This is a genomic window from Rubricoccus marinus, assembly GCF_002257665.1.
Taxonomy (GTDB): Bacteria; Bacteroidota; Rhodothermia; order Rhodothermales; family Rubricoccaceae; genus Rubricoccus; species Rubricoccus marinus.
Window position 1 is genome coordinate 401,303 of the sequence record NZ_MQWB01000001.1, and the last position, 11,278, is coordinate 412,580.

The following is an 11,278-nucleotide window of genomic DNA, read 5'->3' on the forward strand; positions in this document are numbered from 1 at the left end:
CCACCCGCGACGCCAGAGGCTATGCGCACACAGGTCATCGAGAAGCTCGAAATCCTCGCCGACGCGGCGAAATACGACGTGTCCTGCGCGTCCTCGGGCGGCGAGCGCGAGAACAGCAAGACGGGGCTCGGCAACTCCCGCGCGATGGGCATCTGCCACACGTACACTCCCGACGGTCGGTGCGTGTCGCTCCTGAAGGTGCTGTTCTCCAACGTCTGCATCTACGACTGCGCGTACTGCACCACGCGGCGGAGCAACGAGGAGGTCGTGCGGACGGCGTTCACGGTCAAGGAGGTCGTGGACCTCACGATGGAGTTCTACAAGCGGAACTACATCGAGGGGCTGTTCCTCTCGTCGGGCATCTTCCGCGACGCCGACACGACGACGGAGAAGCTTGTCGAGGTGGCGCGCAGCCTTCGCCACGAACATCAGTTCAACGGTTACATCCACCTCAAGGTGATCCCGGGCGCGAGCACGGATCTCCTGGTGGAGGCCGGGCGGCTGGCGGACCGGCTGAGCGTCAACATCGAGATCCCGAGCGAGAGGAGCCTCAAGGCCGTCGCGCCCGAGAAGGACTACGCGAGCGTGATCCGCCCGATGGACACGATTCGCGAGGGCCACGACGAGTACCGCGCCGAGCGCAAAAAGACCAAGCGCGCGCCGCGCTTCTCGCCCGGCGGCCAGAGCACCCAACTCGTCGTCGGCGCCACGCCAGAGGACGACCGGACCGTGCTCAGCCTCGCCGACGGGCTGTACAAGGAGCAGAAGCTCCGCCGCGTGTACTACTCCGGCTACGTGCCCATCTCGTCCGACGGCCGCGTGCCGGACCCCGCGACCTACCGGCAGCCTCTGGCGCGCGAGCACCGGCTCTACCAGGCCGACTGGCTGATCCGGCAGTACGACTTTTCGCTGGACGAGGTGCTGCCCGCCGAGCAGCCGCACCTGGACATGAAACTGGACCCGAAGGCGGCCTACGCCCTCCGCTTCCCTGAGCTGTTCCCCATCGACGTGAACACGGCTCCGATGGAGTGGCTGCAACGCGTGCCGGGGCTGGGCCTCAAAAGCGCGCGCCGCATCGTCGCCGCCCGTCGGCGCGGGACCGTCCGCTGGGAGCATCTCCGCGCGATGGGCGTGGTCCTCAAGCGCGCCCGCTACTTTATCACGACGCCCGAGCACCGGCCGCACCTCATCGGGACCGACCCCGGCGAGATCCGCCGCCGCATCGTGGGCGGCAAGGCCTCTGGCGCGCCCCAACTCTCGCTGTTCGGCGCGCCGCCGCCGGTCGTGACGCCGCCGCCCGCCGCGCCCGCCAGAGGCCGGATCGTCACGCCCTCGGGCGCTCTCGCACCGCTCGCCTCCGCGCCTCTGGCGCGAGCAGCCTAATGCCGGCGCCAGAGGCTCGTCCGAGCGCCCCGCTCCAACTCGGCACCGCCACCTACGCGACCGACGGCTCGTTCGCGGGCTTGCTCTGCGCGTATGCCCGGGCGCACCGCGCGGGCGCGCTCCCGGCCGAGGTCGTCACGGCGGGGCAGGCCGCGCCGGGCCACCTGTTCGGCGCGCCAGAGGCGGTCGAGACCGAGGCGCCTCTGGCGTCGCGGATGGAGCACGGGCTGGAGCGCGTCAAGCCAGGGCTGGTGGGCAAGCTGTTCCGTGCGTTTCTGAGCGAGCGGGCGGGCATCGAGGTCGCCATCCTGCAGATGATCGACGCCGTAGCGGTGGATGGCGCTGAGGCCGTGGGCGACTGGACGTTCGAGCCCTCGCGCCAAGTCTCGCGCTGGGCGCAGCGCGTGGGACGCGAGGCGCACCGCATGGAGGCGTTCGTGCGCTTCGAGAGGCATGAGGAAGGAGCCAGTGGGGAGTGGGCAGTGGCAGAGAAGACCCCGAGCACGCCTCTGGCGCCAGAGGCCCCCGTCTCTGCTGGTCCCCAGTCCCTCGGCCCCAGTCCCGCCGCCTCTGGCGGCGAGCGCTGGCTCGCCCGGGTCCGGCCCGAGTACCACGTGCTGCCGGTCATCGCCGAACATTTCGCGCTACGCTACCCCGCGCTCCGGTGGACCATCCTCGACGAGCGCCGCCGCCTCGCCCTCGTGCACGACACGCCCGCGGCCGACCTCGCGCCGGAGGCCGACGCAACGCGCATCGTGCCGGCGTCCTCGCTCCCGGACCTCGCGCCGACAGCGGACGAGCGCGCTTACCAGGCGATGTGGCGCGCGTACTTCCGCGCCGTGGACATCCCCGAGCGGCGCAACCTGAAGCTTCACCTCCGCCACGTGCCCAAGCGATACTGGCCGCAGCTGACCGAGAAGCAGCCAGAGGTGTCCATGATGGCTCTGACGCCAGAGGCGGACGTGGACGCCGAGGCCATCTCGCGGACGGCCGCTCCGAAGCCCCGCCGCGCCGTCAAGGCGCTCGGCCCGCGCTCTCGGACGTAAAACGTTCAGGACCCTTCGACCACCCACGCGATTGTGCCGACGAGCAGGCCGTTAGACGATTTTTCTTTAGGGGTCTTTTTGTGCGCGATTAAGCGCCACGAGCTTCGCTGCGCGCGTTGAGGGTGGCACCGCTTGCCCAGCGGCCTCTCCAGCGACGAGGGCACACCCAAACGGTATGTCGCCTCACGGGCGCGTCCGTACTCTGAGCCGCCCGAACCGCCGCCTTGCCATGAAACGCCTCGTCCTCGCCGCCGCTTGCACGCTCCTCGCCTCTGGCGCCCTGGCCCAGGCGCCAGAGGCCGGCATCCACGTCTCGGGGGCATGGACGCTGCAGGTACGCGCCGCTGACGGGACGCCTGTAGAGGGGCGGAGCTTCCACAACGACTTGACGGCCGCTGGCGCGAGGTACCTCCTCGGCATCCTCGCTCGCGAGAGCGTTCATGGCGCGCTGGGAATCCGCGTGCTCAGCGCGCAGGGGCCGTGCATCGGAGAGGGGGGAGCGCGGACGGCCTGCATCCTCCGCGAGCCTGACGCGATCGGCGAGGGTGAGGCGGTGACAGAGGAACTCGTGTTCCAGATCGTCCCGGCGGGGAACGGCCTGCCGCAGCGAATCCGCTACACCGGCTCGGTATCCGCTGGGTTCAATGACAGCATCACCGAGGTGCAGTCCTGGTTCGCGCCGTGCGAGTACGGCGAGGTGCTGGCATGCGACGCCTCCAATGCCGCCCCCGCCGATGCGTTCACGAGCCGCGTGCTGGGGACTCCGCTCGCCGTCCAGGCCGGCCAAACCGTCGATGTGACGTTCGAACTTTCGTTCGACTAGGGGTGCGCCGCGCCCTGTTCTCCATCGCGCTTCTGCTCGCGGCGATCGGCGCGCGAGCCCAGGACCCTCTGGCGGTGCTGCGCTCGCCAGAGGCCTCGGGCGCGGACTTCGGGCGCGCCATAGCGGTAGAGGGAGACGTGGCCGCCGTGGGCGCGCCTCAAGCCCAGGCCTCTGGCGCCGTCACGCTGTACGGCCGCGCGCAGGACGGGCGCTGGGTTTCTCGCCAGAGGCTGGCTCCGGGGACGTCAGAGGGCGCGTTCGGATCGGCGGTGGCCTTGGCGGCGGACCGGCTTGTAGTCGGCGCCCCGGGGGCAGAGGCCGCGTACGTGTTCGAGCAAAGCGCCGGAGGCGAGTGGACGCGCGCGGCGACGCTCTCGCCTCCGGCGTCCGAAGCGGGCGCTGGGTTTGGGGCGGCGGTGGCGCTGAGTGGAAGCACGGTTGCCGTCGCAGCGCCAGGGGCGCGACCCGGCGCCTCGTACAGGGGCGGGACGGTTTACGTATTCGCGCGAGAGGCCAGCGGCGCGTGGGCGCTTTCAGCCACGCTGCGGCGACCGGTGGGCGAGGGCGAGGCGGGCTTCGGGCGCGCGCTCTCGCTCGACGGCGCGCGGCTCCTGATCGGGGCAGAGCCCGCATCTACGAGTGAGGACGGACGCGCCTATGTGTACGAGAAGGTGGGTGCTGGTTGGACGGCCGTCGCCACGCTACAATCGCCCGACCCCCGGGCCTCTGGTGCGCCCACACGGTTTGGAACCGCGGTCGCGCTGGATGGGGACCGCGCACTCATCGGCGCCTGGGGGCAAGGTGTGACCGTGCCGGGGCAGGGCGTTGTGGCCTCGGGCGCGGCGTACGCGTTCGAGCGCAGCGCGGCGGGGGCGTGGACGCTCCGCCAGAGGCTCACGCCGGCGCTGACAGCCGGCGCGAGCGTGGGGTTCGCGGTTGCGCTGGAGGCGGACCGGGCCGTTGTCGCGGCGCCCGGCGAGTCCGTAGGTGGGCAGGGGGGCGAGGTCCACGTCTTCGCGCGTCTTGGAAGTGAGTGGGAGCCGCGCGTCACGCTGCAAGGAAGCGGCACCGCCGGAGCGCAGTTCGGAATGTCGACGGCGCTGTCGGACCGGACCGTGGTGACGAGTGAGAAGGCCGTGGCGTACGTGCACACAACGGAGCGCACAGCCCCGCCGCCGCCACCCGGGCCTCCACCGTCTCGGCCGGTCGCACTCGTCGTGCGCGAGGCTGTCACTGTGGGTGACGCGCCAGGGGCCCGGCTGGCCGCGCAGCTGTTCCTCCGCGAGGACGTGCGCACGCGCGATTCGCCCGCGCCGCGCCTCGCGGCCCAGCTCTACCTCCGCGAGGACGTGCGCACCCGCGATTCGCCAGAGGCCCGTTTGCCGTTACAGCTCTCGCTCCGCGAGGCTATAGGCGTTCGCGACCAGCCGCGGTTTTCGACGGCGCTCCAGCTGCTCGTGCGCGAAGCCGTCACCCTCACTGACGCGCCGGAGTTCGCGCGAGCCCTCGCGCTGCTCGTACGAGAGGGCATCGGAGTTGTCGACGGGTTCGGCGTGGCGCGTGGGGACAGTTCGGCGGCCTCTGGCGCGGTCCGGGTGGACACTGAGCGCGTGGCGTTTGTCGGCCCGTTGGGGCTGGACGTGACATTGCGTGGGCTTCGCGAGACGGGCAGCGCGAGCGCGTTTTTCGAGGAAGCACGGCCCGAGTCGCCCGCTGGAATCCCGACGGGTGTCGAGATCGCGCCGTACCGCTGGGAGCTTCGCGCAGAAGGCGGCCTCGAGTTCGACAGCGCGCGCGTGGCGCTTCGTCTGAGCGCGCTCCCTCGCCTCACGCTGGCCGACCCGAGCGCTTTCGCGGTCTACGCGCGACCGCTCTCCGGCGGCCCGTTCCGGGCGCTCGCGACCGCCGTCGCGGGAGAGACCATCGTCGCCGAAGGCGTGCTGACAGCGAGCGAACTGGCGCTGGCCGGAGCCGGGCTGGCTGTGGGAACGCCAGAGGCCCCACCGCGCGCGTTCGGCCTTTCGGCGCCCGCGCCCAACCCCGCGCGCGGGACCACACGCGTGATCCTCGCGCTGGCCGAGCCTGGACTGGCGCAAGTGGACGTGCTGGACCTCCGCGGCCGGCGCGTCGCAACGCTCGTCCAGGGCTACCTCCCCGCAGGCGAGACCGTGCTGGACCTCCGCGCCGACCGGTTGTCTGCCGGCACGTACGTGATCGTGCTGCGGGCCGGGGACGTGCTGGCCGTTTCGCGGCTCACCGTCGTGCGGTAGGCCTCTGGCGCCAGAGGCCGGACCGGTTATAGCAGGAGCGGCAGCACGAGGTGGAACGTGGAGCCGCAACCGGGGCCGTCGCTTTCGGCCCACAGCTGGCCACCGTGGCGGACCGCCACCGCGCGCGCGACGGTCAGGCCGACGCCGAGGCCCTCGTGGTCGCGGCGGTCGGGGTCCTGTAGCTGCACGTAGCCCTCGAAGATCCGCTCCAGGTTGTGGCGTGCGAGGCCGCAGCCCTCGTCCGTGACGCGGACGTGCAACGTTTCCCCTTCCACAGAGCCTTTGACGCGGACCGGCGCGCCGGCGGGGGAGAACCGGACGGCGTTCTTGAGCAGGTTGCTAAACACGAGCCGAAGCCGGAGCCCATCGCCTGCGACCGTGAGGCCGTGTGGGAAGCTCACCTGGATCTCGTTTTTCCGCTGCGCCAGGCCACGGATGGCCTCCTCTAGGATCGTGCTCACATCGACGCGGCGCGACGGATGAGCGCCGATCTCGCCCTCAAGCGTTGCCATCACGTCGAGGGTCTGAACAACGTCCGTCATGCGGTACCCCGCCCGGACGATGGCGTCGGCGTATTGGCGGAGGTGCCCTTCGACTTCGTCGGCGAGGATCTGCCCGAACCCCCGGACGGATGTCAGCGGGGTGCGCAGCTCGTGCGAGGTGATCGCGAGGAAGTTCATTTTCAGGCGGTCCACCTCCGCGAGACGCTCGTTGAGCTCGACGAGCGCGCGGGCGTGGCGCGCATCACGGATGGCGATGGCCGCTTGCGCCGCGACGATCTGCAGCGCCTCTACATCCCCCATGTCGAAGCCACCATGCCGGGAGTTGAGCACCTCGATCACCCCGACCGGCTGCCCGTCGATGTGCATCGGCACGCCGAGAAGCGCCTCAGTGACGAAGCCGGTCGTTTCGTCAGCGGCGCGGAAGTGCCGCTCGTCGCTCTGGACATCGGCGGAGTACAGCGGGCGGCCCTCGCGAAAGATCTCGCCCGCCAAGCTCCCGTTCATCGGCACGGTGGTACCGACTAGCGACGCGCCGACCTCGCCGCTGGCGGCCTCGAAGCAGAGCGAGTTGGAGCGCTCGTCGAAGAGCAGGATCGACGCCGCGTCGCAGTCGGCGACTCCGGTGACCGTGTTGGTAATCACGTCCAGAAGTTGCGCCGTATCGCCGAAGGTGTTGAGCGCGAGGTTGATGCTGAGCAGCTGCTTCAGCCGCGCGCTTTCTGCCGTCCGTTCCGGGACGGGGTGCGCGGACGGGACGAGGGCGGGAAGACAGGCGTCGACGGAGGTTACGGGGGCACCGGACCAGGAGGTGTGATCGTTCATCAGGGCTAGGGAAGGGCTCGATAGTAGAGTGCTGCACGCCGCCTAACTGCGCACAATCGGGTCCAATTATCCCGCGCTGAAGCGACAACGGATCTGCCTATATATAATCCGCACCCTGGTTGTGTCGGTGTGCAGAGAGCAGGAGGGCTTTCGTGCGCTGAAGAGGTCGAAAGAAGGGCACGTTCTCGCATGCATCATCCACGCGGGAATCACCGTGTGCCCGCTCACCGCCTCTGGCGCCAGAGGCGCTTCTCAAGGTCAGGCTTCCCGCGTCCGCAGCGAAATCCCATCGGCGACCGAGAGCACCCGCGCGGCGAGAAACGCCACGCCGAGGGGGATCACCGCGAGCACCCAGAGCGCTTGCGTGTAGCCGCCAGAGGTCTCGGCGCCAACGGCCAAAAGCGGCGGGCCGAGGGCCGTGGCGGCGACGAACGCTGTGCCGGCGTAGCCCTTGATCGCGCCGATGTGCGCGCGGCCGAAATAGGCCGCGAAGCCGCTCCCGCTCACGTTGCCCATCACGCCCTGACTCACGCCGAAGGCCGCGCCGTACACCCAGACGGCCTCTGGCGAGGTCACCCACGGCACGAGCGCCATCATCGCGGCGAAGAACGCGAGCGAGGCCGCCATCACGCGCCCGGGTCCGAAGCGGTCCACGAGGCCGCCGCCAAGAAGGCTGGACAGCGCCGTCACGACCCCGTAGGGCACGAACAGCAGCGCCGCGGACGCCCGGTCCAGCCCCGCGCTCGCCATCACGTCTACGTGGTGGAACAGGAGCGCCGTGCCCAGGCAACTCGTCGTCGCGATGCCTGCCAGGAGCACCCAGAACGCGGCCGTCCCCCGCGCTTCGGGAAGGCTCATCGACGCCTCTGGCGTTTCGGCCTCGCCAGAGGCCATCGGCGCGTCGCCATCAGGGCGGAGGCCGTAGCGCTCGGGATGGCGCCGCACGAAGAGAAGGGCGGCGGGGATCACGAGCGCGGCGACCGCGACGCCGAGCCACCCGTACGTCGCGCGCCAGCCCACGCTCGCGATGCCGCGCTCGATCAGCGGCGGCACCACCGAAAGCGCGACCGCCATCCCGATCCCCATCAGGCCGACGGAGAACCCGCGCCGCCGTACGAACCACAGGTTGACGGCATGGACGGCCGAGAGGCTGAGCGCGCCCTGGCCCAGCGTTCGCATCAGGAAAAAGCCAACCGCGAGCGTTGTAAAGCCCTGCACCTGGCCCATGCCCACACACGCGAGCGCCAGAAGCACCGCGATCACGATCATCCCGCGCTGCGGCCCCCAGCGGTCCAGGGCCTTACCCGTCCACGGCAGTACGAACGCCGCCGCGACCGTTGCGCCGGTGTACGCGAGGGAGACTGCCGACCGGGACACGCCGAGATCGGCGATAAACGCGTCGATAAAGAGCGAGACGCCCGCGGTCTGTCCCGGCAGCGTCATCCCCATCGCGAGCGCCGCCGCGCCCGTCACGGCCCAGCCGAAAAAGAACGGCGTGCGGCGGATCACGCCGTCGGCCTGTGGCGGGATCGAGGAGGAGGCAGGGTCTCGCATAGCTGGCGAACCTAGCCCGCCCGCTCCGCCAGTCGCGTGGAGGTGCGGCCAACACGCCGCTGGCGCGAGGGGAGAAGCGAGGGGCAGGCATCCGCCTCTGGCGCTGCAACGCAAAGCGCACCGGCCTCAACGCCAGAGGCCCGAACGCAACGCCGCCTCTGGCGCCGAAGCAACCAGAGGCGGCGGGGGGCGTCTCGCCAGAGGCCTCCGGGGAGGCCCGCTGGCTGAGCGGCCTACCGGAGGACCGTCACGCGGCGGGTCTCCCGCACGCCCGGCGCCTCCACGACGACGAGGTACGCGCCTGGGGCGAATCCGGCGGTGGAGACGCGGACGCTCTCGCCAGAGGCGGAGAGGCGGACGGCCTGCTCGGCGACACGGCGACCGAGCGCGTCGTAGACGGAGACGGTGGCCTCGGCGGCGGCGCCGAGGCGGACGTCGAGGGCGAAGGCGCCGGCGGCGGGGTTCGGCATCGGGGCGCCGACGTACGCGCCAGAGGCCTCTGGCGTCTGCTCGGTGTCCACGACCGCGGTGACGGCAGCGGTCAGCACGAAGCGTGGGACCCAGTCCTCACCTGTCGCTTGGGCGGTAAACGTGTAGCCCTCTGTGCTCGCGAGGTCCACCTGCGCCCCGGTCTCGATGTCTACAAGCGTCCCGCTCAAGCGCATGCTGCGCCAGACGAGCGTGTACTCTCCGGCCTCGGTGAGCTGGACCGAGAGCGGAACGGAGGAGCCCGCCGCGCCTTCCGGCAGCGCCATGACGGCCTGCGCCATCGGCTCGCCATCCCGCTCACCCATCGGCGCGATCAGGCCCACCGGCCCCGATGGCCACGAGGGCTTGGACGCATCCGTGCGGTCCCAACCCAGCGTCGCGTCTCGCAGGAACCGGATGTAGGTGGCCTCGTCGCGGGTCTTAGCGCCAGAGGCCGTCTCGCCGAAGAGCCCGAAGCGGGCGTACGCCTCTGGTGCGGCGGTCTTGCCATGGAACGGCGGGACCTCTGGCGTGGCCGCAAGGACTGGATCGTAGGTCACCGTCACGGGATCACCGACCTCACCCGCCGTTTTCGTTACCTCCACCAGAACGCCGTTCCAGATGGATACCGCCCCTTGCGGCGTGGGATCGTTTGGGTCGGAGGGCGGGGGAGTGTCGAACACGATCTCGTACGTGCCCGGGCCATCCAGTTCGGGCACGTCACCCGTCCGTGGATTGAGGCCACCGGGATTGCCGGGGTTCCAGATGAACCCCTGGGCTGCCAGCGTGCCGCCGGTCACGGACATCGCGGAGTAGTCCATCGGGTATGGGAACGGGTTGCCAAACAGGTAGAAATCGTCGTCGTCTGGCGCGATGCTCCCTTCGGGCGCGCCCACTGTTGTCGGGTCCGCATTCGGCGTCGTAAATGGGGGCGTGCACGTCTCCTGGTCTGAGGCGCAGTTCGTGTTGTCCTCGAACGTCTCGCTAAAGGCGTCGGAGATTTCCGTGCCCGTTGCCGAGAGCTGGAACCCGTCCAACTCAACGCTGACACTCGTGCCAGGACCGAAGGCGGGGTCATTGGGCGTAAAGGCCTGGTCGTACCAGTACCACCAGAAGCCGCGTCCGGGGCGGAGGACTGTGCCTGTCGTCGGGGCCGGGACGTAGTCCCAGCGTGCGCCGCCTTGGTACCCCGAGTAGAGGTTGTAGCCCAGGTTGGGGTACTGCGCCTGTTCCACGCCGTCGCCATCGGGGACTCCGAGTACAACGTTCTGCTGCGCGAGGTCGTCCACGGTCACCCCTTGAACGGGAGCGCTCAAGAGACGCCATCCGGGCTCGCTGAGAACAGGAGGCGTTGCGCCCGTGATCTCTGGGCCTTGGACCTGGTTGATCTCACCGATGATGAAGTCATCGAACCCGAACGTCTCGTTGTCTACGACGGTGCTGCCGATGGGAAGACCGAGTACGCGGCGGTCCGTGAAGCTGATTTCGATCGCCTCGTACTGACTGTCGTGATCTGTGAATCCGATAAAGGCGACCTGACCGTTTCCAGGGGACAACTCGATCACGCCTAGGTTGGTTACCTCGCCATAGTCCAGGACCACTGGTGCGCCTCCACCGAGGGGCGTCAGCGTCAGCCGGATGGTCTCGTAGCCCTCGATGTCCGTGACGTACGTCCCGAACGCCGAGATCGGCTTTGCAACCTTGCCCGCAGAGACTTGGCCTGGAGCGTACTCGAGCCGCACCGCGCCGTGGGTCGTGCCGTGAAAGATCTCGTTCACCACGTCGAGGATGCTGTAGTCATAGCCGGCGGCGAAGAGGTACTTGTTACCGCCCGTGGGCCATGCTCCGAGGAGGTGCGAGATCAGTCCTAGGTTCGCGTCTAGCTCGATAATTCCCCGGTTGCGAGCCTTGACTACAACAGGGATTTCTCCACCGTCGCCGTACGCTGGAAAGCGAGCCATCGTGGCGGTCTGGAACAGCGCCGAGGCCACCCGGGACGGAAGGTTGTTGATAAAGTGGGGGGTGTCAGATTCGAAGCCGTGGCTCCCCACCGTTCTGTCTGCGAGGCTTTCGACAAACGCGTTCCGAGCGGTGACAGCTCCGCCGTTGGGTTGGAGTTCGTAGCTGGGAAAAAGAGGGCTGTCCTGTCCGAAGTACTGAACGGGAGGGGCGTCTTGCGCGAAGGCGCTAGCCGCTACAAAGCACGCGATGACGTACGTGGTAAAGAATCTCATGACGGGATGGGGAAGGGGTGGCTCGGGCGCGAGCAAGAATGGATCAGCCTGAATAGTGGGGCTCAGTTGTCTACATCGGTGGATCTATGTGCAGCATCGAAAAGGTGAGGCCAAGGATGCCAGCCGATGCGCTGAGTCTGGCTGCATGGCCGCAGGAGGATGTAGTCGTTAGGCA

Annotated in this window: 7 protein-coding genes; 4 read left to right on the forward strand and 3 right to left on the reverse strand. The window is 69.3% G+C overall.

The window, feature by feature from the left end:
* Positions 1 to 21 precede the first annotated feature (21 nt).
* The 4 genes from BSZ36_RS01590 to BSZ36_RS01600 all read left to right on the forward strand — a co-directional run bounded on the left by BSZ36_RS01590 (position 22) and on the right by BSZ36_RS01600 (position 5,522).
* A complete protein-coding gene (locus tag BSZ36_RS01590; protein ID WP_094545414.1) occupies positions 22 to 1,383 on the forward strand; it encodes a putative DNA modification/repair radical SAM protein in 1,362 nt (453 codons plus the stop codon).
* A complete protein-coding gene (locus tag BSZ36_RS01595) occupies positions 1,383 to 2,429 on the forward strand; it encodes a TIGR03915 family putative DNA repair protein (RefSeq protein WP_094545415.1) in 1,047 nt (348 codons plus the stop codon). Before BSZ36_RS01590 ends, BSZ36_RS01595 begins: the two co-directional genes overlap by 1 nt.
* A gap of 229 nt (positions 2,430 to 2,658) precedes the next feature.
* Positions 2,659 to 3,252, forward strand: a complete 594-nt coding sequence (locus BSZ36_RS18780; RefSeq protein ID WP_143536718.1) for a hypothetical protein — start codon at positions 2,659 to 2,661, stop codon at positions 3,250 to 3,252.
* Between the two features lie 2 nt (positions 3,253 to 3,254).
* On the forward strand, positions 3,255 to 5,522 hold the full coding sequence (locus BSZ36_RS01600; RefSeq protein ID WP_179270963.1) for a hypothetical protein: 2,268 nt from the start codon (positions 3,255 to 3,257) through the stop codon (positions 5,520 to 5,522).
* Between the two features lie 26 nt (positions 5,523 to 5,548).
* Here the strand turns inward: BSZ36_RS01600 and BSZ36_RS01605 are convergent, their stop codons facing one another.
* From BSZ36_RS01605 to BSZ36_RS01615, 3 genes are all read right to left on the reverse strand, one after another.
* The gene (locus BSZ36_RS01605; RefSeq protein ID WP_094545417.1) at positions 5,549 to 6,847 is read right to left on the reverse strand and encodes a GAF domain-containing sensor histidine kinase; all 1,299 of its coding nucleotides are present in this window, start codon (positions 6,845 to 6,847) and stop codon (positions 5,549 to 5,551) included.
* Between the two features lie 258 nt (positions 6,848 to 7,105).
* Positions 7,106 to 8,401: an MFS transporter gene (locus tag BSZ36_RS01610; protein WP_094545418.1), complete on the reverse strand. Its 1,296-nt coding sequence runs from the start codon at positions 8,399 to 8,401 to the stop codon at positions 7,106 to 7,108.
* Between the two features lie 233 nt (positions 8,402 to 8,634).
* Positions 8,635 to 11,103 (reverse strand): T9SS type A sorting domain-containing protein, encoded by a 2,469-nt coding sequence (locus BSZ36_RS01615; protein ID WP_094545419.1) that lies wholly within the window; start codon positions 11,101 to 11,103, stop codon positions 8,635 to 8,637.
* Positions 11,104 to 11,278: the final 175 nt, after the last annotated feature.